Genomic DNA, 21,808 nt, shown 5'->3' with positions numbered 1-21,808 from the left:
CTCAATACTGCACGCGGCGTTCGACGTAGCGGAACTGAACGAACGTCAGCACCATGACGATGAGCATCAGAAGGACCGATTGCGCCGAGGAGGAGCCGAGGTTCAAGCCGAGATAGCCATCCTGATAGACCTTGTAGACGAGCGTGGTCGTTGCCTGTGCCGGCCCGCCAACCGTCGTTGCATCAACAATCGGGAAGGTGTCGAACATCGTGTAGTTCACGTTGATGATGAACAGGAAGAAGGTGGTGGGCGAGAGAAGCGGCAGCGAAATGGTGAAAAAGCGTTTCACGGGGCCGGAGCCATCGATTGCGGCAGCTTCCATCAACGCCTGCGGCACGGATTGCAAACCGGCCAGGAAAAACAGGAAATTGTAGGAGATCTGTTTCCAGGCAGCCGCAACAATGATCAGGATCATCGCATGCGTGCCATTGAGATCATGATCCCAGCGAATGCCGAAGCGTTCCAGCACAAAGGGCATGAGCCCCGTCGAGGTATTGAAGAGAAACCACCATAAAACGCCCGCGACGACCGGCGCTACCGCATAAGGCCAGACGAGAAGCGTCGTGTAGAATTTTGCACTGCGCGCAAGTCGATCCACGGCTGCAGCAAAGGCGAGGCCCAGCAGCATGGAAAGCGCTGTGACCGAAACGGCAAAAACGGCCGTCCGCGCCATCGCGTCCAGATAGGTCGGGTCACTGAGCAGCTTCCGGTAATGGGCAAGGCCCACGAAGGTCGTGGCAAGACCAAAGGGGTCTTCGCGCTCGAAGGAGGATTTCACGGCCTGTCCGGCAGGCCAGATGAAAAATACGAGTGTGATGACGAGCTGCGGCAGGAGCAGCATGTAAGGAAGAAACTTCGCGTGGAAGGTCGTACGTTTGGTATCCATGGCCGCTCTTTCGGCTCTGTCGCCACCGGTCAATCGCACCGGATGCGCAAAAACGGACGAAAGGGAGCCGGGCAGGATGCCTGGCCCCCTTCCGATGATCGACAGGATCAGTTGGTGTTGGCGCTTTCGAACTCGCGCAGAAGCTGGTTGCCACGGGTTACCGCGCTATCCAGAGCCTGCTTGGCGTCCTTCTTGCCAGCCAGCAGAGCCTGGAATTCTTCATCCACAATCGTGCGGACCTGAGTGAAGTTGCCGAAGCGGACGCCCTTGGAATTGGCGCTTGGCGTGCCACGCATGATCTGCTTGATGGCAACGTCAGAACCCGGGTTCTTGTCGTAATAACCCTGGCTCTTGCCGAGATCGTAGGAGGCGTTGGTGATGGGGAGGTAGCCGGTGTACTGGTGCCAGTCGGCCTGGACTTCAGGCTTGGAAAGATAGCTGAAGAACTTGGCTACACCCTTGTAGGTCGCCTTGTCCTTGCCGTTCAGAACCCACAGCGTTGCACCGCCGATGATGGAGTTCTTCGGCTCCTTGGTTACGTCGTCGTAGTAGGGAAGCGGCGCAAAGCCCGGCTTGAAATCCTTGGCATTGTTGATGACGCCCGCACGGCCCGCAGACGAGTTCATCGTCATGGCGCATTCCTGCGCGTAGAACATCGTTGCTGCGTTGTCGCCACCGACGGGGCCGCCATACTTGAAGAGGCCTTCATCCTGCCACTTCTTCAAGTTTGCCCAATGCTTCTGCTGAACCGGTCCATTGAAGGAGAACTGGGTCTTGAGACCACCAAAGCCGTTTTCCAGCGTGCCGAACGGCTGGTCATGAATGGCGGAAAGGTTTTCTGTCTGTACCCAGGTGATCCAGGCAGACGTGAAGCCGCACTTGGCCGCGCCCGATGTTACGATCTTCTTTGAAAACTCCTCGACTTCCTTCCAGGTCTTCGGAGCAACTTCCGGATCAAGGCCAGCCTTCTTGAAGACGTCCTTGTTGTAATAGAGGATCGGCGTTGACGAGTTGAACGGCAGCGACAGGATATTGCCCTGCGTGTCGGAGTAATAGCCGACAACCGGACCGAGGAACGACTTCGGCTCGAAGCTTTCGCCCTCGTTCTTCATCAGCTTGTAAACGGGGTAAACGGCACCCTTGGCCGCCATCATCGTGCCGGTTCCGACTTCGAAAACCTGAACGATAGCAGGCTGCTGATTGGCGCGAAACGCTGCAATGGCAGCCGTTAGGGTTTCTGGGTAAGAGCCCTTGTAAACGGGAACGACCTTGTATTCGCTCTGGCTTTCATTGAACTTCGTGGCAATCTCTTCGAGCTTCTTGCCAAGCTCGCCGCCCATGGCGTGCCACCAGGTAACTTCAGTTGCCGCAAGCGATGTGGAGGCAGACAGAGCAAACGCTGCCGCTGCAAGGCCAAGCTTCTTGAACATGGGGATCGTCCCTCTTTCCTTCAGTTTAGGATGAGGGGGTGATTAGCGACCTTCCGTGACAGGTCCTTGAAATATATATGACATAACTGTTACAACATCATCGAATTTGCACAGGCATGCAAAAACACTCAGAACGCATCGACGAAATGTTTCGGTAGACGCCAAGGCCTTACCGCTACGATGTCATATCTCAACGACAAGACGGATGCCTTCCTTTGCTTTGCAAGCCAAAGGTCGCTTGCTGCGCGAATGCGGCTCTGACTGTAGAAGCTCACCGCCTCGACGGCTGAGTGTTCCGACTTGCGCGCCTTGACCTCGGCGAAGACGGCTAGATTGCCTTTGCGCGCGATGAGATCGATCTCTCCCAGCGGTGTTCTATAACGAAGAGCGACGATGCGGTAACCTTTGGCCATCAGATATAACGCGGCCCAGTATTCGGAGAGCCGTCCACGGCGTTCGGCAGTTCTGCGCCGCTTGCCGTCATTAATGACTGTCTTCGGCATCTTTCAACTCAATCAGGCGCTGATAAAGATCTTTGCGCGACAGACCGGTAAGGCGGGCCGCCTCCGCAGCGGCCTTGGTGGCGGGCATGCTGGCAGAGAGTTCCCTCAGCATGATATCCACGTCAACGGCGGCGGGAATATCGTCATAGTCTGGCGGACCGACGACGAAAACGATCTCGCCCTTGACCGTTGCGTCCTTGTACTGCTCTGACAGATCGCCCAGCGTGCCGCGGCGGAACTCCTCGAAGGTCTTGGTCAGTTCACGGCACACGCAAGCTGCACGTGACGGGCCAAGAACATCCGCTGCAATGGTGAGCGTATCTGAAATCCGGTGGGGCGATTCAAAGAAGATCAGGGTTGCCGGGATCTTGGAAAGCTCTGCCAGGCGATCCCGCCTGCCCTTTTCCTTCACCGGCAAGAAGCCTGCGAACAGAAATGCATCCGATGGCAGGCCCGACCCCACAAGGGCGGCCAGCGGTGCCGAGGGGCCTGGAATCGGTATGACCCGATAACCCGCTTCGATCGCCAATTGGCCCAGGCGATAACCCGGATCGGAAACCAGCGGAGTGCCGGCATCTGACACCAGCGCCACAGATTTTCCTGCCTCCAGAGCGGCAAGAAGCTTCGGTCCAGCCTCATTGGCGTTGTGTTCATGATAGGCATAGGGCCTGCCCGTAATGCCGAAACGATCCAGCAGCACGCGCGTGACCCGTGTATCCTCGCAGGCCAGCACATCAGCACCTGCCAAGGTTTCCAAGGCGCGCAGGGTGATATCACCCAGATTGCCGATGGGAGTTGCCACGAGATAGAGTGCCGGTTCCAGCGGTCGCGCCGGGATCGCCGTGTTCCCGATCCGATAGGTTTTCGCCGCCTGTTGTCGATCTTCCGTCACTGCTCAATGCCTGCCTTATTATTGTTACGTCTTTATGGGCGAGCGCCCCATGCTGGGCAAGGCAAAAGCGGCAACCATGTGGAAAGCTGTGAGTAGTTGATGCACCAACTTGATTCCGACCCGAGAATCGGAGGGGCCTCTTGCCTTTTTGCCGCTTTGTCTGCCATTTTGCCGATCCACATCCGTCCGACCAGACTGACGGACGAGAATAACATTCGGCTTCTCACCGGAAGCCGGCACGGTCGAAAGCGGTAGCATCCCATGCGTATTACTCTTGAGCGGTCCAACCTCCTGAAATCGTTGAATCACGTTCACCGGGTGGTGGAGCGCCGCAACACGATCCCTATCCTCTCCAACGTCCTGCTGCGTGCTTCCGGCAATGATCTGGCGCTGAAGGCGACGGACCTTGATCTCGAGATCACCGAAGAACTTCCGGCAATGGTCGAGACGGCCGGCGCGACGACGGTTCCGGCGCATCTTCTCTATGAAATCGTGCGCAAGCTACCCGATGGTTCGGAGGTTCTTCTGGCCGTCAATCCGGATGGCAGCACGATGTCGGTTCAGTCCGGCCGTTCGAAGTTTTCGCTGCAATGCCTGCCCGAAGCCGATTTCCCTGACCTGACGGCTGGAAGTTTCACGCATAGCTTCAAGATCAAGGCATCCGATCTGAAGATGCTGATCGACCGCACGCAGTTCGCGATCTCGACAGAGGAAACGCGCTATTACCTCAACGGGATTTTCTTCCATACGATCGAGACGGGCGGTCAGTTGAAGCTGCGAGCCGTTGCGACCGATGGACATCGCCTTGCTCGCGCCGATATCGAGGCGCCCTCCGGTTCGGAAGGCATGCCAGGCATCATCATTCCCCGCAAGACGGTGGGCGAACTGCAGAAGTTGATGGACGATGCCGAAGCGGTCGTCACCGTCGAGGTTTCGGATGCCAAGATCCGGCTGACGCTTGGCGGAATCGTCATGACGTCGAAGCTGATTGATGGCACGTTTCCGGACTACCAGCGCGTCATTCCCACCGGAAACGACAAGGAAATGCGCGTGGATTGCCAGAGCTTTACCCGCGCTGTCGATCGCGTATCCACGATTTCCTCCGAACGTGGCCGCGCCGTCAAGCTGGCATTGAGCGATGGGCAGTTGCTTCTGACAGTCAACAATCCCGATTCCGGCAGCGCCACGGAAGAAGTCGCCGTGGGCTATGAAAGCGAACCGATGGAAATTGGCTTCAATGCCAAGTATCTGCTGGACATCACAGCGCAGCTTTCCGGCGAGGATGCAATCTTCCTTCTTGCCGATGCGGGTTCGCCGACACTTGTACGGGATACGGCGGGCGATGACGCACTTTATGTGCTGATGCCGATGCGTGTTTAATCTAAATTTCAAGGGTCGCAGCCGCGGCCCTTTTTCCTGCCGCATTTCAGATGCGACATTTTTTCTTGATTTTGCGTCATGACGGCGCGATGAACGGTTAATAGATTCGCGGGAGATAGTTGATGGAATTGCGCCTGAAGGAACGACTGGGCCGTAAATTCGATGAGGAAATCCGTTTCTTCAAGGGATGGATGGAAGGCCCCAAGCAGGTTGGGGCGATCCTGCCCACCTCCAGCGTTACGGCACGCCGGATGGCAAGCGTCATCAATCCGCAGTCCGGTCTTCCGGTTCTTGAACTTGGTCCCGGCACGGGCATCATCACCAAGGCAATCCTGAAACGGGGCATCAAGCCACAGGATCTCGTATCCATCGAGTATTCGACGGACTTCTATCAGCATCTGATGCGGACCATGCCGGACGTGCGCTTCGTCAACGGCGATGCTTTCGAGCTCCAGACCATTCTTGGCGACTTCAAGGATCGCAAGTTCGACGCTGTCATCTCCGCCATCCCGATGCTGAGCTTCCCAATGGAAAAACGGATCTGGCTTCTGGAAGACCTGCTGGACCGCATGCCACACGGCCGCCCGGTGATGCAGATCACCTATGGACCGGTTTCACCCATCATTGCAAAGCCGGATCGGTATCGCATCAAGCATTTCGACTTTGTCGTGCGCAATTTGCCACCGGCCCAGTTGTGGACCTATACGCGCCCTGATTAAATCAGGACATGTTCGGGCTCTATATCAGTCATCCTCAGGTGCAGATCGACCCGCAGGTTCCGGTTCCTGACTGGAGCCTGTCGCCGCTTGGGCGTGAACGCGTTCTTGCTGCAGCAGCACGTCCATGGGTGGCCAAGTTGCAGCGGATCGTCAGCAGCCCCGAGCGGAAGGCCATCGAGACAGCCGAAATCCTGGCCGAGGCGGCTGGCGTCGAGGTCGAAATCGCAAGCGCCAGCCACGAGATCGACCGGTCCTCGACGGGCTATCTCACGCATGACGCTCATGAAGAGGCGGCCAACCGCTTTTTCGCGGATCCCTCCCATAGCTTTCGGGGTTGGGAGAAGGCTATCGATGCGCAACAGCGGATCGTGACCACGATTTCTCAGATCATTCTGGAACATGATCCCGCCCGCCCCATCGCGTTTGTAGGCCACGGCGGGGTTGGAACGCTCCTCAAGTGCTCGCTTGCGGGTCGGCCCATCGCTCGAGACGGCGATCAGCCTCCAGGCGGCGGCAATCTTTTCTGCTTTTCTCTTGCGCGCAATCTTGCCGAGTGCCGTCTCAAATGCGAGTGGACACCGATGGAATTCTGGCAAGGAGAAACGTGATGGATGCTCGTGACCGCCTGATCTTGGGCCTGGATGTACCGACCGTCGGCGAGGCAGAGGCGCTGATCCGCACACTTGGCGAGACGGTTTCCTTCTACAAGATCGGCTACCAGCTGGCTTTCGTCGGCGGACTGGAACTGGCACGCGATCTGGTTCGGGACGGAAAATCCGTTTTTCTCGACATGAAACTGCTCGACATCGACAACACCGTTGCCCACGGGGTCGAAAATGTCGCCAAGATGGGCGTGAACATGCTGACGCTTCATGCCTATCCGAAGGCAATGCGTGCAGCGGTCGCGGCAGCGAAGGGATCGGATCTTTGCCTGCTGGGCGTCACCGTCCTCACATCAATGGACGCGGCGGATCTCGTGGACGCGGGTTACGACACCGATCCTCGCTCGTTGGTTCTCAAGCGCGCCGAGCAGGCCCGAGACGCCGGGATGGGCGGCATCGTGTGCTCTGCCGAGGAATCCTCTGCCGTGCGCAGCGTCATCGGACCGGACATGGCACTCGTTACACCAGGAATTCGTCCTGCGGGTTCTGACGCGGGCGATCAGAAGCGCGTGGTGACGCCTGGCGATGCGATAAGGGACGGTTCGAGCCATCTGGTTGTCGGACGGCCTATCGTCAAGGCAAGTGATCCTCTTGCTGCGGCAAAATCGATCCTTGATGAAATGGCACTTGCGCTTTCCGCATAAGGCGCCTTTCATTCAGTGACGTTGAATATGGAGGAAGCCATGCCGAAGGGATACTGGATTGCGCGCGTCGATGTTCGTGATCCGGAACGGTACAAGGATTATGTGGCTGCGGCCAAACCAGCGTTTGAGAAGTATGGCGCAAAGTTTCTGGCACGCGGTGGCGATCACACGCGGCTGGAAGGAACGGCGAGAGCCCGAAACGTCGTGATCGAGTTTCCCTCAATGCAGGCCGCAGTCGATTGCTATAAGTCTCCGGAATATCAGATTGCCGCCAAGATCCGTCAGCAGGTTGCCGATGCGGAAATGGTGGTTGTCGAAGGCATCGGAGACGTTTGAGACATACGCATCCTCTGTTGCGAGGAGCGCATTGAATAAATCACGCGCTGCCAGCGAATGCGTGCATTGCAACACTTCACCTCGTCCGCCGTTTCGGCTAGAGACAAAGAAAAACAACTCTCCTTGGCTTTCGGAGCACTCCCATGACCATGTCCAATCTTCCGCCGCTCGTGACCGTTTTCGGGGGCTCGGGCTTTGTCGGCCGGCATGTCGTGCGGGAACTGGCCAAGCGCGGCTACCGTATCCGTGTGGCCGTCCGTCGGCCGGACCTCGCAGGCTTCCTGCGTCCGGCTGGCTATGTCGGCCAGATCCAGCTGGTACAGGCCAATCTGCGTTACCGGAAATCAATCGATCAGGCGGTCGCCGGTTCGGATCACGTGGTCAACTGCGTTGGCATCCTGTTCGAAAGCGGCAAGAACTCGTTTGACGCCGTTCAGGAATTTGGCGCAAAGGCCGTCGCGGAGGCTGCCCGCGCCGTGGGCGCAACCCTGACACACGTATCGGCCATCGGCGCGGATGCCAGGTCGCAGTCCTCCTATGCACGCAGCAAGGGCCGCGCCGAGGAAGCAATCCTCTCCACCGTTCCGGATGCGATCATCCTGCGTCCCTCCATTATCTTCGGCAAGGAAGACAACTTCTTCAATAAATTTGCCGATATGGCGCGCACCATGCCCTTCCTTCCGCTGATCGGTGGCGGCCTGACCAAGTTCCAGCCCGTTTTCGTGGAAGACGTCGCCACGGCCATCGCAAAGGCGGTCGAAGGAAAGGTTGCCAAGGGCAAGATTTATGAACTTGGCGGCGCAGAAATCCTGACCTTCAAGCAGTGTCTCGAGGCTGTCCTTCGCATCACCTACCGCAAGCGTCCGCTGGTCACGCTGCCCTTCGGCGTTGCCTCGTTGATCGGCAGCATCGCCTCCATGGTTCCCCTGATCACGCCGCCGCTGACGAGCGATCAGGTTCTCCTCCTGAAGTCTGATAACGTTGTTTCGAAGGAAGCCGAGCAGGAAGGCCGCACGCTTGCAGCCTTCGGTATCCGTCCTACGCTGCTGGATGCGATCTTGCCAAGCTACCTCGTCCAATATCGCGTGCAGGGGCAGTTCACCAATTCCGGCAAGGCAGCCTGACTGCCTAAAATCCACTTCAATGAGCTATGCTCAAGCAGGAGGCAGGACATTGTTCTGCCTCTTTGACGTTCAGGGTTGTGGCGTAAATGACGCAACGCACAACTGCTTAACGTTAACCGGCGGTTCAGCAAAATACTCTATTGAAACAGATCGCGACGGCTCGTACACCGCCGCCATTCTCCCAAGTACCCGAGTATCGCCGTGACTGCCACACCCTCCTCCGAAAGGCTTCCCCCCATGGGCAAATCCATCGCACTGTTTTTTGCGTGTGCGGCATTTGTTATTCTTGCAGGCTCGTTCCTGGCCCCCGGCACCGTTGCCGCCAACAAGAGCGCCTGCGCGCCCGCCTATGGCGTGGATCCGTGCAGCACGGCGTCTATTCGCCGTTAAGCTGAACAAGTTCGGGCTGCCACTGGCAGCCCTTTTCTTTGGTCGATCTGAGGATGCAAAGGCAGGATTTATGCCTTTGCGAGCATCATCCGAAGACCAGAAGACCGATAAGGCCCGCGGTACCCACCAGAATGCGCCAATAGGCAAATGGTGCGAATCCTCGGCTGGATACGAAATCGAGCAGGGATCGTACCACCAGAAGCGCCGTCACGAAGGCGGCCACAAAGCCGATCGCGATAATTCCCGCATCATCGAAGCTGAGAGCATTCCTGTTCTTGTAGAGATCAAGAACAAACGCACCCAGCATGGTCGGCATGGCGAGAAAAAACGAAAACTCCGCTGCGGAACGCTTGTCCGTCCCCATCAGCAATGCGCCGACGATGGTCGCTCCAGAGCGGGAGGTACCTGGTATCATCGCAAGGCACTGGAAAAGGCCAATCTTGAACGCAAGGCCCGCCGGATATTGCGTAATGTCGGTGTAGCGCGGCCTTAGGCTCATCTTGTCGACTGCCAGAAGGATGAAACCTCCGACAATCAGCATCACACAGATCAGCATCGGCGTTTCGAACAGCACGCTCTTGATGAAGTCATGCGCCAGAGCACCGATGATTGCGGCTGGCAGAAACGCAAGCAGCACTGTCAGTACGAATCGTCGCGCCTGGGTGCTGTGCGGAAGGTCCAAGGCAATCTGAAGCAGCTTCTGGAAATAGACCAGAAGGATGGCGAGGATGGCACCTAGCTGGATCAGCACCGCAAAGGTGTTACCGGGCGAGCGAAACCCCATGAAGTGTCCTGCAAGGAGTACGTGGGCTGTGGATGAAACGGGGATAAATTCAGTCAGACCTTCGATCAAGCCGAGAACGAGGGCGCCAACGATAGATTGGTCGGCCATTCTTGATCCTTTATTAACGGTGATGGGACCTATAGTGGGAACGGAATCTGCAACCTCACCCTAACAATTGGGCTTGGCCGCCTTATGTCAGCCACATTCCGGCTTTGGTGATCGCGACCGACTCAACGCTTATAACAGCAAACTTCAATTTCGAGTATCGATGCCCACTCTGTATCATCATCCCATGTCCTCGGCCTCCCGTTTTGTCAGGTTGATCCTGGCGGAATACGGCTTCCAGACGGATCTCGTCGAGGAGCAACCTTGGGAGAAGCGCCGCGAATTCCTGACAATCAATCCGGCCGCCACGCTGCCTGTCTATGTGGATGACAATATGCGGGCTTTGTGCGGGCCGAATGTGTTGCTGGAATTCCTCGACGAAACGCACGGCGTCCTGAAGCGGGACAAACGCCTCTTCGCGGAAGACCCCTTTCAGCGGGCTGAAATCCGGCGCTTGACGGAATGGTTCCTTCTCAAGATGGAACAGGATGTCACGCGGCCACTGACCAAGGAGCGTGTCTACAAGCTCCAGATGACGGCAGCCCAAGGCGGCGGCGCGCCTGACTCCAAGGTTTTGCGCACGGCACGCGGCAATATCCGCCAGCATATGAAATATCTTTCCTGGCTTGCCGGTTCTCGCACCTGGCTTGCGGGCGACCGCCTGTCCTATGCGGATCTCGCCGCCGCGTCATCGGTTTCCGTTCTGGATTATCTGGGCGAGATCGATTGGCAGGAGACACCCATCGCCAAGGAATGGTATCAGAGGCTGAAGTCGCGCCCTTCGTTCCGGCCACTCCTGGCAGAACGCATTCGCGGCATTACGCCGGTATCTCATTATGCGGACCTCGATTTCTGAGACTGAAAGAGCAGACACGGATCGACAGGTTGCCAAGGCTCTGGATCGGCGACGCAAGCTTAAGACGTTCCTGTTGGCTGAAGCCAAGGCGCTTGGCTTCGACAGTTGCCGCATCACCTTGCCCGATTCGATACCTCAGGCGCCTGAACGCCTCGGCACGTTCCTGCAGGCCGGACGCCATGGTACGATGGCATGGATGGAGGAAACGCGAGAGCGCCGTGCTGACCCCCGTGTCCTCTGGAGCGAGGTCCGCTCGATTGTCCTTTTCGGCGTGAACTACGGGCCGGATGAAGATCCGCGCGAACTTCTCGCCAAGACAGACCGAGCAGCCATATCCGTCTATGCCCGGCACCGTGATTACCATGACGTCATCAAGGGGAAGCTGAAGGAACTGGCCACCCGCTTTGCGGCCCGCGCTGACGAAGACGTCAAGGTTTTCGTCGACACAGCCCCCGTCATGGAAAAGCCGCTCGCCGCTGCGGCAGGGCTGGGTTGGCAGGGAAAGCATACGAATCTGGTCAGCCGCGAATTCGGCTCCTGGTTATTTCTGGGAAGCATGTTCACGACCGCGGAACTGGAGATCGATACGCCGGAACGCGATCATTGCGGCTCTTGCCGTTCCTGCCTCGATGCGTGTCCGACGAATGCCTTTCCTGCCCCTTACCAGATCGACGCCAGGCGGTGCATTTCCTATCTGACCATCGAGCACAAAGGCATCATTGAGTCTTCTCTCCGGCCAATGTTCGGCAACCGCATCTACGGCTGCGACGACTGTCTGGCGGTCTGTCCGTGGAACAAGTTCGCCTCCGAAGCATCCGAAATGAAGCTGCGCGCACGCGCTGATCTGAAAGAGCCAAGGATTGCCGACCTGCTGGGTCTGGACGACGGGCAGTTCCGCATTCTGTTCAGCGGCTCTCCTGTCAAACGTATCGGGCGGGACCGCTTTATCCGAAATGTGCTGATTGCAGCCGGCAATTCCGGTGATCCGTCCTTCATCGAGCCGTGTAAAGCGCTGTTGAATGATGCATCACCCGATGTGCGGGGTATGGCTGTCTGGGCCTTGTCGAGATTGATGCAGGCAGATGCCTTTCTCCTTTTGGCGCAGCAAAGAGCGCCTGATGCGGATATCGACGTTGAGAATGAATGGGTAATGGGAGTTCAGGCATGCGGGTCATGATTTTTGGTGCAGGCTATTCAGGACAGGCAATCGCTGCAGACTTCCTGAAGGCTGGTGCGGACGTGGCCGGGACGACGCGTAGCGAGGAGAAGAGCCAGAATTTGAAGGATAAAGCGATCCGGCCATTTCTCTTCGACGGGACGGAATTGGGCGATGGTCTTCGGACGGAACTTGCCCAGACAACGCATCTCATACAATCCATTGCACCGGCCATCGCACCGGGCGAAGGCGGAGACCCGCTGCTCAACGTCATAAATGGAGACGTGCGCGCCGTCTTCCCAAAGCTTCAATGGGTCGCCTACCTTTCGACAGTCGGCGTCTATGGCGATCATCAGGGGGACTGGGTCGATGAGGAAACACCATGCCGCCCCGTGTCCGCGCGCTCCAGGGAACGCGTTGCCGCGGAAAACGCTTGGCAGGCAGCGGCGAACCGCGCTGAAGTGCCACTCGCGATCCTGCGCCTCTCCGGAATTTATGGCCCCGGACGAAACGGCTTCATCAGTCTGGCCCAGGGGACGGCACGCCGGCTTGTCAAACCGGGCCAGGTGTTCAACCGCATCCGCGTGGAAGATATCGGTCGTGCGACGCTGTTCCTGTGCGAGCGCCACGCCTCCGGTATCTTCAACGTGACGGACGATCTTCCCGCGCCGCCACAGGATGTCGTTACGGAAGCCGCGCACCTCATGGGCATCCAGCCACCGCCGGAACAGGCCTTCGAAACAGCTGAACTGACGCCGATGGCGCGCTCCTTCTACGGCGAGAACAAACGCGTCTCGAATATGAAGATACGCAACCTTGGATTTAACTTTCAGTTTCCGACCTTCGAGGTTTCATTGGAGCAGCTGTGGCAATCCGGCCGCTGGAAAGCGTAAAGCCGGTCCTGCAGACGGTCTATGCGCGCTGTTGAAGAAAGATGAAAATTCCATCCAAATTGGGCAGTTGGATTATAGAAATTTAACTTTCATGACAAAGCGCCATATTTTTTGTCCAAATGTGACAAGCGATTCTGCTTTTTGATAAAATTTTCTCTTCACGTTTTCACGCGAATCAGGCGTTCGAATCTCGGCAGAACAATTTTCTAGAATCTTACTGGAATCACTTAATTTTTCCTGGCTGAACATCTTAACTCGTTAGCCGGCTTCTAATCACGATTGTTACAGATTTTAACATTGCGTGATCACAAAGCCCACGTTTTCGCCTTTTTTGGCCGTGCCTAGACCACCCCGCACGCATCTCACCACTTGGATCAACGGGGATAATCGGATTTGAAACTTCCAAAACGCTCAGCTTTCGCAGCAGTCGCTCTCGCATCATTCTCGATGATTGGCTCTCAAACGGCGCAAGCCGCTCCAGGTTGTGGTCACGCTTCCTGGTATGCACTGGGTTCCAAGACAGCCTCCGGCGAACGCATGAACGCCTCCAAGCTCACCGCGGCGCATCGCTCGCTGAGTTTCGGAACGAAGGTCAAAGTTACCAACAAGCGCAATGGCAAGACCGTCGTGGTTCGCATCAATGACCGCGGCCCTTTCATTCGCGGCCGCGTCATCGATCTCTCGAAGGCAGCAGCCGCCGACATCGGAATGGTTTCGACAGGCACCGCGCAGGTCTGTTACGAGGTCATCGGCTGATCCGCATGGATGACGGATTGCTCCTCAAGCTTGCCCTGATGGCTTTTCAACGTTAAACGCGCCGGAAAGCAAGGAGATCAGGACATGCGACTGGGCGGACGGATGGCTGCAGCCATCGAAGTGTTGGCAGATATCGAGACGCGCAAACGTCCCGTTGCCGATGCACTGAAGGACTGGGGCCTGGCGCATCGCTTCGCTGGCTCCGGAGATCGCGCCGCCATCGGCAACATCGTCTATGATGCCTTGCGCATGCGTCTGTCCCATGCCTGGCTGATGGATGACGAGAGTGAGACGGCACTGGTCTACGCCGTTCTTCTACGTCAATGGGGCTTCACGCGCACAAGCCTCGCGGCAGAACTGGCGGATGACAAATTTGCGCCACCCGCTCCGGATCTGACAGGTCTTTCCGAGCGAAATCTGTCGGACGCGCCAGCGCATATTCAAGGTGATATCCCGGAATGGGTCGTGGAGAGCTTCCAGTCCTATTTCGGCGACGCCTGGCTTGCAGAAGCTCAGGCTATGGCTGGTCGGCCAACGCTGGATTTGCGAGCCAACACGCTGAAGGCTAACCGGGACAAGGTCGTCAAGGCGCTGGATCGGGCGGGCGCGCAGCCAACGCAGATCGCGCGTCAGGGCATTCGTATCCCTGCCGGTGATGGCGCATCCCGCCTTCCGAACGTGACCGCCGAACTCTCCTTCCAAAAGGGTTGGTTCGAAGTTCAGGACGAAGGATCGCAGATTGTTGCCGATCTCGTAATGCCATCCGAAGGGCAGCAGGTTCTGGATTACTGCGCAGGTGGCGGCGGCAAGACGCTGGCGCTCTCGGCAAGCCTCAACAACAAGGGTCAGGTTCATGCCTATGACGCCGACCGCAAACGCCTTGCTCCCATCATCGAGCGCCTGCGCCGCGCCGGCACGCGCAATGTTCAGGTGCACGACGACGTGCAGCAGATGGATGCCCTGAAGGAGAAGCTGGACGTCGTGCTTGTGGATGCTCCCTGCACGGGTACAGGAACATGGCGCAGGCGCCCTGATACGAAATGGCGCCTGACGCAGAAGAACATCGAGGAGCGCCTTGGGCAACAGCAGGATGCGCTGTCATCGGCTGCAGCCTATGTCAAACCGGGCGGAACACTCGCCTATGTCACCTGCTCCGTTCTGCCGGAAGAGAATGACCGACAGATCGAGCGCTTCCTGGCAAACAATCCTTCTTACGAAGTCCAGTCAGCGCTGGACGACTGGAAAACACTGTTTGGCAAGGATGCGCCGAAGCCGCATTCCGCCGATGGTCGTAGCCTGACGCTGACACCGGCCTCCACGCAGACTGATGGCTTCTTCTTCTGCAAGCTTAAACGGCAGAGCTAAAAGGACTGTCGAGGCTGGAATTCCTCTAATCTAGATTATTTGACACCAGTTTCCTTTTGCGCAATGAGGATTGAAACGATTGATCGGAGAAGGGGCAGAGATGCCTTGCTTCGGTCACGTTTTGCCGGGAAGGCGTGATCGGCCATCGGCATCGTCATTTTCAGACAGGAGGGGACCATGCTCCGCCGAACTCTCTCGACTATCAGTTCTGCTCTGGCCGCTTCGGTGGCTTTTGTCGCTCTGCCTGCACTGGCTGCAGAGCCCACCGAGGTTCTGAAACACTATGCGGCCGTCGGCCATGCGAAATTCGAAGACGCCCTGAGCACAGCCAAGGCATTGGACAAGGCCGTAGACGCCCTCATCGCAAAGCCATCAGAGGAAACGCTGAAGGCTGCACGTCAGGCATGGCTTGCGGCGCGTACACCCTATTTGCAGACTGAGGTCTACCGCTTCGGCAATCCCATTGTTGATGACTGGGAAGGCAAGGTGAATGCCTGGCCTCTCGATGAAGGTCTTATCGACTATGTCGATGCCGCCTACGGCACCGAAAGCGATGCCAATGCCTTCTACACGGCCAATGTCATTGCCAATCCCAAGCTCAAGATCAACGGCGAGGACATCAATGCCTCGAAGATCACGCCGGAACTGATCCGCAGCCTGCATACGGCGGGCGAAGTGGAGGCCAATGTTTCGACCGGCTATCACGCGATCGAATTCCTGCTGTGGGGACAGGACCTGAATGGCACCGGACCGGGAGCGGGTAATCGCCCCTTTACCGATTACGACAAGGCCAATTGCACGCACGGCAATTGCGATCGTCGTGGCGACTATCTGAAGTCGGCGACCACGCTGCTGGTTCAGGATCTTCAGGAAATGGTAGGGGCTTGGGCTGCGACCGGCGAAGCCACGAAAGCTGTTCTGGCCGATCCGAAGGCGGGCCTTTCCGCGATCCTCACAGGCATGGGCTCACTGTCCTACGGCGAACTGGCGGGCGAGCGCATGAAGCTTGGCCTTCTGCTGCATGATCCGGAAGAGGAGCAGGATTGCTTTTCCGACAACACGCACAATTCGCACCTGAACGATGCAATCGGCATAGCATCCGCCTATCGCGGAACCTACACACGCACTGACGGAACCAAACTGGCCGGGCCTTCCCTCTCCGATCTCGTCAAGGCCAAGGATGCCGCTCTCGACACGGAGTTGAACGCCAAGCTCGACAAGACGCTTGCCGACATGCAGATCATGGCGGAGCGCGCTCAGAAAGTCGAAGCCTATGACCAGATGATCGCCGAGGGCAACAAGGACGGCAATGCGATTGTTCAGGCCCCGATCGATGACCTGATTGCCCAGACGAAATCAATCGAGCGCGTGATCGCGGCGCTCGATCTTGGCCAGGTGAAGCTCCAGGGTTCGGCGAGCCTCGATAATCCGAACGCCGTGTTCAAATGAGACCAGGACGGCCCATCGAATATCGATGGGCCGCTACTCCCGATGCATCAACGCGCACTCGTCCTTGCTCTCCCCATCCTGCTGACCTGTCTCGTGCCAGCGTCCGGCATTGGACAGCAGGAGTTGCCGTATCAGGGTCCACGCAGGGATTTGACGCCGAAGGATCAGGCGCGTGTCACTGCGGTCACTCGACCAACCGGTAATTTTGGCCAGGCAGAACCATTTGAAGCGATGGCCGCCGGTGCAGCGACCTCGACGCGCGCCGTCGATGCCGATGCTTTTTCGCAGTTCGCACCCGGCATCACCTTCAGCCAGCAGGAAGAGTTCAAACTCGGAAATGCGCTTTTCACCAAGCTATGGGTCGCCGCACCCTCCTCGACACAAGCCTCCGATGGATTGGGGCCGCTCTACAACGCACGCTCCTGTGTCAGCTGCCATGTGAGGGATGGGCGTGGTCACCCTCCCGAGGGAGGCAATGACAGGATCTCCATGTTCCTGCGGCTGGCGCGCGCCCCTGCAACGCCGGAGGAGAGTGCACGTGTTGCCGATCGTCGTGCGCTCAATTTTCCCGATCCGATCTACGGTGCGCAGTTGCAGGATCTTGCCGTCCCTGGACTTGCTGCCGAGGGCACGATGCAGATCTCCTACTCGGAGCAGCCTGTCCGCCTCAAGGATGGTACTAACGTTTCGCTACGACGCCCGGCCTATTCGGTCAACAGACTGGCTCAAGGCCCGCTTGCAGCGGGAACGACCCTTTCCCCCCGCATTGCCCCTGCGATGATCGGGCTTGGGCTCATCGAAGCCATTCCTGCGCAGGACATTCTCGCCCATGCGGACCCGGATGACAGGGACGCAGACGGAATTTCGGGGAAAGCGGCCATCGTTCGAGACCACGTGACCGGCAAACTGGCGCTCGGGCGCTTTGGCTGGAAGGCACAGAATGCCACCGTCCGCGACCAGACCTCTGCGGCCTTCTCGGGCGACCTTGGATTATCCACGCCCGATCGACCCGATCCTTACGGCGATTGCACCCCGCAACAAACGGATTGCCGCGCCCGTGCACATGGGGTCCAGCCGCGTCTTGGCGATACCGAAGCGCCGGACCCGGTGATGGACCTCGTAACGTTTTACTCGAGCCATCTTGCCGTTCCTCAACGACGCGATGTCAGTTCACCCGAGGTGCTGAAGGGCAAGGAGGCCTTCTACCGCCTTGGATGCGCGAGCTGCCATGTGCCGAAATTTGTGACGAGCCGCTCCGCTTCCGACCCTTCTCAGGCCTTTCAACTGATCTGGCCCTATTCGGATTTCCTGCTCCATGATATGGGCGATGGACTTGCTGACGGCCAAACCGTCGGCGACGCGTCCGGCCGAGAATGGCGTACTCCGCCACTATGGGGCATCGGCCTGACGCAAACTGTCAGTAAACATAGTTTTTTTCTGCATGACGGGCGCGCCCGCAACCTGACTGAGGCCATTCTCTGGCACGGTGGCGAGGCGGAGAAATCCCGGAACGGTTTTGCGGCTCTTGAAACCAGAGATCGCAATGCCCTGTTGACGTTTCTGGAGTCCCTATGATGCGCACGAGTGTCCTGTCTATCGGTCTGGCCCTTGGTCTTTTTCTGTCTGCAGCAGCGGATGCGGGCGCGCAGGATGCTAACCCTTCTCCGCCGGTTCTGACGCATGAGCGGACGACGGCGCTGATGGAACGGGTCATCACCAATGTCATACAGCCGGGCTACCGGGACTTTTCGGAGAAGACCGGCCTTTTGAGCGACCGGATGATGCAGCTTTGCACCGTGCCCTCTGCAAACAATCTTGCTCAGGCACAGGCTGCATTCTCGGAAGCCGCCAAAAGCTGGGCGCGGATCGAGATCGTGCGCGTCGGCCCCGTGCTCGAAAAGAACCGCTTCGAGAGGATACTTTTCTATCCGGACAAGAAGGGTCTCGGGTTTCGGCAGGTTCAGGCCTTGCTGTCATCCTCCGACGAGACGGCGACTGCACCTGATACGCTGTCTTCCAAAAGTGTTGCCGTACAGGGTTTGGGAGCGCTCGAATTTGTGTTGTATGGCACCGATTCGGATCAACTGACTGCGCAGACAAAATCTTATCGATGCCGCTACGGCCTCGCAATCGCCGGTAACGTGCAGCACATCGCGATGGAACTGGTGCAGGCCTGGGATGATCCGGACGGCCTTTCCAAAGACTGGAAGAACCCCGGGCCGCAAAGCTCTGCCTTCCGGCAGGACCAGGAAGCCGTCACCGAGGTGCTTGGTATTCTGGTTCACGCCGCGGAGGCCCTTCGCGATCAGCGCATAGAGAGCTTCTACAAAAGCGGATCCTCTCAAAGCTTTCCAAAGCAAGCGCTGTTCTGGCGATCCGGCCTGACATTTCCGATGATGCGCGAAAATCTGGAAGGACTGCGACAACTCGTCCATGGGTCGGGCATCAAGGAGTTGTTGAAGCCCAGCCAGATCTGGATCGTGAACTCCATCGACGTCTATTTTAAATCCCTCATCACGCTTGCTCAGGATATTGATGCCGATCTGGAAGCGGCCGTCAGCAAACCGCAACAGAAGGCAAAGCTGGATGCCATGCTTTCCGACAGCCGCGATCTGATTTCTCTCTTCAACGATGATCTGGGGCAGGCGCTCGGCCTGACCACGGGCTTTTCCTTTTCCGACGGAGACTGATTGGATGCGGACCTTCGAGGTGAGGACGGGCGAGATTGACAGGCGCAGCTTCGTCAAGGCTGCGGGCGTAGGTTTTCTGGCCGCACTTTCCCCGGAAAAGCTGATGGCGCTCGATCGATCGGATGCAGTTTTTGCGTCCGCCTTCCGCGCTCCCGATGGAAGCTACGGTGTCGCGACGATAACCGAACGGGGCGAGATCATAGAACGGATTGCCCTGCCCGCGCGGGCTCATGGCCTCTCCTACTGTCTGCTGACAGGTCGGTGCGTCGTCTTCGCGCGCCGTCCCGGCACATTTGCGTTGATCTTCGACCCTTCGGGGCAAGATGATCCGGTTCTGATCAGCACTCCTGCGGGACGGCATTTTTACGGACACGGTCACTTTTCCCCGGACGGCCGACTGCTCTATGCAAGCGAGAACGATTTCGATGGGAACCGGGGCGTGATTGGCGTGTACGATGCCAAGTCCCAGTTTCGCCGGATTGCCGAGTTCGATGCAGGTGGCATCGGCACCCACGACATGACAGTGTCCGATGACGGACGCTTGCTGATCGTTGCCAATGGCGGCATCGAGACACATCCGGATTTCGGCCGCACCAAGCTCAATCTCGACCGCATGCAGCCGTCCCTTGCCATTCTTGATGCGGCGAGCGGCGAGATCATCGAGCGGCACCCAATGCCGGACCATCTGAGGCAGCTTTCCACACGGCATCTGGATGTGGATCGGCGTGGCCGGATCTGGTTCGCCTGCCAGTACGAAGGTCCGCGCGGCGATCATCCGCCTCTGACCGGATATTTCGCTCTGGGCGACGATATCACCTTCATCGATATTCCGCCGGAAACGACCGAAAAGCTGGCAAACTATGTCGGTGCCATTGCCGTCAACCGGCGTGAGCGGCTGGTTGGCCTGACCTCACCGAAGGGTGGCTATGCGGTCATTCTCGATGCAGTGACGGGGCAGGTGTTGAGGGAGGATCCTGTCCCGGATGCGGCAGGGGTCGCCAGAGCGCCAACCGGCATCGCAGTCTCTACCTATAGCGGCGAGCTCGAGGGAACCCGTTCGAACGTGAACTGGGACCAGCATCTTGTCCGGCTTGGGTGAGCAAATAATGGTTCGTAGCGACGTGTTTCGTGAGCATCCGAACGAGCCTGCGACTACACTTTTCCTGACACCACCCTAAATCCGGCATCATGAAAAAGATCCTCATCCATGTCCTCTTCGTCGCCGTTGTGGTCGGGCTTGGCGCCTTGATTGGCATCGCCAATATTCCGGGCGAATGGTATCAGGCTCTCAACAAGCCACCCTTCAATCCGCCCAACTGGATCTTCGGTCCGGTCTGGACTACGCTCTATGTGCTGATCGGCATTGCGGGTGCCCGGACGTGGCTTGACTCGCCGTCCTCGTCGCGGATGCAGATCTGGTTTGGCCAGATGGCCCTGAACTTTCTGTGGTCTCCGGCTTTCTTCGGCATGGAAAGCACTGTCCTCGGGCTGATCGTCATCATTCCGATGCTGGTGCTCATCGTACTCTTCATCCAGCGTAGCTGGAACCGGGATAGGATCAGCGCACTCCTGTTCCTTCCCTACCTTGCCTGGGTCAGCTTCGCGACCCTTCTGAACCTTTCCCTGTTCATCCTGAATTGATCCTGTCTCTTGCAGCCTTCCCGATGCCGTGCCAGTTTCGCGCCGACAAAAGGGGCACAGGATGGATGAGGTCGATCCCGGAGATTTCCGGACAAGGGTAAGGCAGAGTTTCGGGCGACAGGCTTTCATGGAAACGCTTGGCGCGGACCTGACACGCGTCGAGCATGCCATGGTCGAAATTGAAATGCCGTTCGATGCGAAACTCACGCAGCAACATGGCTTCCTGCATGCCGGAGTGATTTCCGCAGCACTGGATGCGGCCTGTGGCTATGCGGCCTATACGGTCATCGATCCGGATGCGTCCATCCTGACCATCGAGTTCAAGGTTAACCTCTTGTCTCCTGGACGTGGCGAACGCTTTCTGTTTCGTGGCGAAATCACAAAACCGGGTTCCACCATCATCGTCGCAGATGGCAGGGCCTATGCGCTGACCAACGGCCCGGCCAAGCTGATCGCTTCCATGAGCGGCAGCATGATGGTGATCCGCGGGCGCGAGGATGTGACCGGATGACGTTCGAGTTGAAGACGATTGCCGGAAAACGGCTGCTCTTTGTCATGGCGGCACTGCCCGAATATGGCCCACACCTGAAGGCGCGGTTCAAGCCGCTGATTACCGGTATCGGGCCTGTGGAAGCGGCCGTTACGTTGACAAAGGCATTGAGCGCGATCAGCGCCAGACAGGAATTGCCGGATCTCGTTGTCTGCCTCGGCTCTGCCGGTTCGCGGACACTGGAGCAGACGGAAGTCTATCAGATCAGCTCGGTATCCTATCGCGACATGGACGCCTCGCCGCTTGGCTTCGAGAAGGGCAGAACGCCGCTTCTCGACCTGCCCGCCGTCATTGAGCTTCCCTATCGCATTCCCGGCGTTCCAGTAGCCAGCCTTTCGACCGGTGCAAACATCGTTTCCGGCGACGCCTATGACGTGATCGACGCCGATCTGGTGGAGATGGAAAGTTTCGCGATCCTGCGCGCCTGCCAATCCTTCGATGTGCCCATCATCGGCTTGCGCGGCATTTCAGACGGGAAAGCGGAATTGCAACATGTCAGCGACTGGACCGAATACCTTCATGTCATCGACGAGAAGCTTGCCAAAACAATCGACCGTCTAACGCAGGCGCTAGAATCCGGCACTTTGAGCCTCTGAG

Annotated in this window: 24 protein-coding genes; 19 read left to right on the top strand and 5 right to left on the bottom strand. The window is 57.9% G+C overall.

Annotated features, from left to right (window positions below):
* Position 1 precedes the first annotated feature (1 nt).
* The 4 genes from ugpA to rsmI form a co-directional block, all read right to left on the bottom strand.
* The gene (gene ugpA / locus ASD54_RS13675; protein ID WP_062555150.1) at positions 2 to 886 is read right to left on the bottom strand and encodes a sn-glycerol-3-phosphate ABC transporter permease UgpA; all 885 of its coding nucleotides are present in this window, start codon (positions 884 to 886) and stop codon (positions 2 to 4) included.
* A gap of 107 nt (positions 887 to 993) precedes the next feature.
* On the bottom strand, positions 994 to 2,316 hold the full coding sequence (gene ugpB / locus ASD54_RS13670) for a sn-glycerol-3-phosphate ABC transporter substrate-binding protein UgpB (protein WP_062555149.1): 1,323 nt from the start codon (positions 2,314 to 2,316) through the stop codon (positions 994 to 996).
* 128 nt (positions 2,317 to 2,444) lie between these two features.
* The gene (locus ASD54_RS13665; protein ID WP_062555148.1) at positions 2,445 to 2,819 is read right to left on the bottom strand and encodes a YraN family protein; all 375 of its coding nucleotides are present in this window, start codon (positions 2,817 to 2,819) and stop codon (positions 2,445 to 2,447) included.
* A complete protein-coding gene (gene rsmI, locus ASD54_RS13660) occupies positions 2,800 to 3,711 on the bottom strand; it encodes a 16S rRNA (cytidine(1402)-2'-O)-methyltransferase (RefSeq protein WP_062555147.1) in 912 nt (303 codons plus the stop codon). Before rsmI ends, ASD54_RS13665 begins: the two co-directional genes overlap by 20 nt.
* Positions 3,712 to 3,972: 261 nt before the next feature.
* On the opposite strand from rsmI, the gene dnaN reads away from it, so the two are divergent.
* From dnaN to ASD54_RS26615, 7 genes are all read left to right on the top strand, one after another.
* Positions 3,973 to 5,091, top strand: a complete 1,119-nt coding sequence (dnaN, locus tag ASD54_RS13650) for a DNA polymerase III subunit beta (protein ID WP_062555145.1) — start codon at positions 3,973 to 3,975, stop codon at positions 5,089 to 5,091.
* 122 nt (positions 5,092 to 5,213) lie between these two features.
* Entirely contained in the window at positions 5,214 to 5,810 is a 597-nt protein-coding gene (gene pmtA / locus ASD54_RS13645) for a phospholipid N-methyltransferase PmtA (RefSeq protein WP_062555144.1), read from the top strand.
* 8 nt (positions 5,811 to 5,818) lie between these two features.
* Entirely contained in the window at positions 5,819 to 6,418 is a 600-nt protein-coding gene (locus ASD54_RS13640; protein WP_062555143.1) for a histidine phosphatase family protein, read from the top strand.
* Positions 6,418 to 7,116, top strand: a complete 699-nt coding sequence (gene pyrF, locus ASD54_RS13635) for an orotidine-5'-phosphate decarboxylase (RefSeq protein ID WP_062555142.1) — start codon at positions 6,418 to 6,420, stop codon at positions 7,114 to 7,116. Before ASD54_RS13640 ends, pyrF begins: the two co-directional genes overlap by 1 nt.
* A 39-nt stretch (positions 7,117 to 7,155) precedes the next feature.
* Entirely contained in the window at positions 7,156 to 7,452 is a 297-nt protein-coding gene (locus ASD54_RS13630) for a DUF1330 domain-containing protein (protein WP_062555141.1), read from the top strand.
* A 143-nt stretch (positions 7,453 to 7,595) separates the two neighbouring features.
* A complete protein-coding gene (locus ASD54_RS13625; RefSeq protein ID WP_062555140.1) occupies positions 7,596 to 8,576 on the top strand; it encodes a complex I NDUFA9 subunit family protein in 981 nt (326 codons plus the stop codon).
* A gap of 201 nt (positions 8,577 to 8,777) precedes the next feature.
* Positions 8,778 to 8,966, top strand: a complete 189-nt coding sequence (locus ASD54_RS26615) for a hypothetical protein (RefSeq protein WP_162249581.1) — start codon at positions 8,778 to 8,780, stop codon at positions 8,964 to 8,966.
* 85 nt (positions 8,967 to 9,051) lie between these two features.
* On the opposite strand, the gene ASD54_RS13620 is transcribed toward ASD54_RS26615, so the two are convergent.
* The gene (locus tag ASD54_RS13620; protein ID WP_062555139.1) at positions 9,052 to 9,858 is read right to left on the bottom strand and encodes an undecaprenyl-diphosphate phosphatase; all 807 of its coding nucleotides are present in this window, start codon (positions 9,856 to 9,858) and stop codon (positions 9,052 to 9,054) included.
* Positions 9,859 to 10,018: 160 nt separating this feature from the next.
* Between ASD54_RS13620 and ASD54_RS13615 the strand changes: the two genes are divergently transcribed.
* The 12 genes from ASD54_RS13615 to ASD54_RS13560 all read left to right on the top strand — a co-directional run bounded on the left by ASD54_RS13615 (position 10,019) and on the right by ASD54_RS13560 (position 21,807).
* Positions 10,019 to 10,711, top strand: a complete 693-nt coding sequence (locus tag ASD54_RS13615; protein ID WP_062555138.1) for a glutathione S-transferase family protein — start codon at positions 10,019 to 10,021, stop codon at positions 10,709 to 10,711.
* On the top strand, positions 10,692 to 11,888 hold the full coding sequence (gene queG, locus ASD54_RS13610; RefSeq protein WP_082547208.1) for a tRNA epoxyqueuosine(34) reductase QueG: 1,197 nt from the start codon (positions 10,692 to 10,694) through the stop codon (positions 11,886 to 11,888). Before ASD54_RS13615 ends, queG begins: the two co-directional genes overlap by 20 nt.
* Positions 11,876 to 12,760: an SDR family oxidoreductase gene (locus ASD54_RS13605; RefSeq protein WP_062555137.1), complete on the top strand. Its 885-nt coding sequence runs from the start codon at positions 11,876 to 11,878 to the stop codon at positions 12,758 to 12,760. The genes queG and ASD54_RS13605 overlap by 13 nt, the downstream gene beginning before the upstream one ends.
* Before the next feature lie 447 nt (positions 12,761 to 13,207).
* On the top strand, positions 13,208 to 13,516 hold the full coding sequence (locus ASD54_RS13600; RefSeq protein WP_137135056.1) for a septal ring lytic transglycosylase RlpA family protein: 309 nt from the start codon (positions 13,208 to 13,210) through the stop codon (positions 13,514 to 13,516).
* An 84-nt stretch (positions 13,517 to 13,600) separates the two neighbouring features.
* The gene (locus ASD54_RS13595; protein ID WP_062555135.1) at positions 13,601 to 14,881 is read left to right on the top strand and encodes an RsmB/NOP family class I SAM-dependent RNA methyltransferase; all 1,281 of its coding nucleotides are present in this window, start codon (positions 13,601 to 13,603) and stop codon (positions 14,879 to 14,881) included.
* A 177-nt stretch (positions 14,882 to 15,058) separates the two neighbouring features.
* Positions 15,059 to 16,330, top strand: coding sequence for an imelysin family protein (locus ASD54_RS13590; RefSeq protein ID WP_062555134.1), 1,272 nt, complete (start codon positions 15,059 to 15,061; stop codon positions 16,328 to 16,330).
* 42 nt (positions 16,331 to 16,372) lie between these two features.
* On the top strand, positions 16,373 to 17,905 hold the full coding sequence (locus tag ASD54_RS13585) for a di-heme oxidoredictase family protein (RefSeq protein ID WP_062555133.1): 1,533 nt from the start codon (positions 16,373 to 16,375) through the stop codon (positions 17,903 to 17,905).
* On the top strand, positions 17,905 to 19,020 hold the full coding sequence (locus ASD54_RS13580; RefSeq protein WP_062555469.1) for an imelysin family protein: 1,116 nt from the start codon (positions 17,905 to 17,907) through the stop codon (positions 19,018 to 19,020). The genes ASD54_RS13585 and ASD54_RS13580 overlap by 1 nt, the downstream gene beginning before the upstream one ends.
* A gap of 4 nt (positions 19,021 to 19,024) precedes the next feature.
* Entirely contained in the window at positions 19,025 to 20,119 is a 1,095-nt protein-coding gene (locus ASD54_RS13575) for a DUF1513 domain-containing protein (protein WP_062555132.1), read from the top strand.
* An 89-nt stretch (positions 20,120 to 20,208) separates the two neighbouring features.
* The gene (locus ASD54_RS13570; RefSeq protein ID WP_062555131.1) at positions 20,209 to 20,661 is read left to right on the top strand and encodes a TspO/MBR family protein; all 453 of its coding nucleotides are present in this window, start codon (positions 20,209 to 20,211) and stop codon (positions 20,659 to 20,661) included.
* Between the two features lie 61 nt (positions 20,662 to 20,722).
* Positions 20,723 to 21,172, top strand: a complete 450-nt coding sequence (locus ASD54_RS13565) for a PaaI family thioesterase (RefSeq protein ID WP_062555130.1) — start codon at positions 20,723 to 20,725, stop codon at positions 21,170 to 21,172.
* Complete coding sequence (locus tag ASD54_RS13560) at positions 21,169 to 21,807, top strand: 5'-methylthioadenosine/S-adenosylhomocysteine nucleosidase (RefSeq protein ID WP_062555129.1); 639 nt, start codon at positions 21,169 to 21,171, stop codon at positions 21,805 to 21,807. Before ASD54_RS13565 ends, ASD54_RS13560 begins: the two co-directional genes overlap by 4 nt.
* Position 21,808 lies beyond the last annotated feature (1 nt).

It is taken from the genome of Rhizobium sp. Root149, from assembly GCF_001427345.1.
In the GTDB taxonomy this organism is placed as follows: Bacteria; Pseudomonadota; Alphaproteobacteria; order Rhizobiales; family Rhizobiaceae; genus Neorhizobium; species Neorhizobium rhizoryzae.
Note: the sequence above shows the minus strand (reverse complement) of the source record. Positions and strands in the feature narration are given on the sequence as shown.

Excerpts from the sequence above, each read along its gene's own strand:
- ugpA (WP_062555150.1), bottom strand. The coding sequence starts at position 886 with ATGGATACCAAACGTACGACCTTCCACGCGAAGTTTCTTCCTTACATG.
- ASD54_RS13620 (WP_062555139.1), bottom strand. The coding sequence starts at position 9,858 with ATGGCCGACCAATCTATCGTTGGCGCCCTCGTTCTCGGCTTGATCGAA.
- ASD54_RS13640 (WP_062555143.1), top strand. The coding sequence starts at position 5,819 with ATGTTCGGGCTCTATATCAGTCATCCTCAGGTGCAGATCGACCCGCAG.
- pmtA (WP_062555144.1), top strand. The coding sequence starts at position 5,214 with ATGGAATTGCGCCTGAAGGAACGACTGGGCCGTAAATTCGATGAGGAA.
- ugpB (WP_062555149.1), bottom strand. The coding sequence starts at position 2,316 with ATGTTCAAGAAGCTTGGCCTTGCAGCGGCAGCGTTTGCTCTGTCTGCC.
- ASD54_RS13585 (WP_062555133.1), top strand. The coding sequence starts at position 16,373 with ATGCATCAACGCGCACTCGTCCTTGCTCTCCCCATCCTGCTGACCTGT.
- ASD54_RS13630 (WP_062555141.1), top strand. The coding sequence starts at position 7,156 with ATGCCGAAGGGATACTGGATTGCGCGCGTCGATGTTCGTGATCCGGAA.
- ASD54_RS13595 (WP_062555135.1), top strand. The coding sequence starts at position 13,601 with ATGCGACTGGGCGGACGGATGGCTGCAGCCATCGAAGTGTTGGCAGAT.
- ASD54_RS13560 (WP_062555129.1), top strand. The coding sequence starts at position 21,169 with ATGACGTTCGAGTTGAAGACGATTGCCGGAAAACGGCTGCTCTTTGTC.
- pyrF (WP_062555142.1), top strand. The coding sequence starts at position 6,418 with ATGGATGCTCGTGACCGCCTGATCTTGGGCCTGGATGTACCGACCGTC.
- ASD54_RS13565 (WP_062555130.1), top strand. The coding sequence starts at position 20,723 with ATGGATGAGGTCGATCCCGGAGATTTCCGGACAAGGGTAAGGCAGAGT.
- ASD54_RS13570 (WP_062555131.1), top strand. The coding sequence starts at position 20,209 with ATGAAAAAGATCCTCATCCATGTCCTCTTCGTCGCCGTTGTGGTCGGG.
- ASD54_RS13665 (WP_062555148.1), bottom strand. The coding sequence starts at position 2,819 with ATGCCGAAGACAGTCATTAATGACGGCAAGCGGCGCAGAACTGCCGAA.
- ASD54_RS13590 (WP_062555134.1), top strand. The coding sequence starts at position 15,059 with ATGCTCCGCCGAACTCTCTCGACTATCAGTTCTGCTCTGGCCGCTTCG.
- ASD54_RS13615 (WP_062555138.1), top strand. The coding sequence starts at position 10,019 with ATGCCCACTCTGTATCATCATCCCATGTCCTCGGCCTCCCGTTTTGTC.
- dnaN (WP_062555145.1), top strand. The coding sequence starts at position 3,973 with ATGCGTATTACTCTTGAGCGGTCCAACCTCCTGAAATCGTTGAATCAC.
- queG (WP_082547208.1), top strand. The coding sequence starts at position 10,692 with ATGCGGACCTCGATTTCTGAGACTGAAAGAGCAGACACGGATCGACAG.
- ASD54_RS13575 (WP_062555132.1), top strand. The coding sequence starts at position 19,025 with ATGCGGACCTTCGAGGTGAGGACGGGCGAGATTGACAGGCGCAGCTTC.
- ASD54_RS13605 (WP_062555137.1), top strand. The coding sequence starts at position 11,876 with ATGCGGGTCATGATTTTTGGTGCAGGCTATTCAGGACAGGCAATCGCT.
- ASD54_RS13625 (WP_062555140.1), top strand. The coding sequence starts at position 7,596 with ATGACCATGTCCAATCTTCCGCCGCTCGTGACCGTTTTCGGGGGCTCG.
- ASD54_RS13600 (WP_137135056.1), top strand. The coding sequence starts at position 13,208 with ATGATTGGCTCTCAAACGGCGCAAGCCGCTCCAGGTTGTGGTCACGCT.
- ASD54_RS13580 (WP_062555469.1), top strand. The coding sequence starts at position 17,905 with ATGCGCACGAGTGTCCTGTCTATCGGTCTGGCCCTTGGTCTTTTTCTG.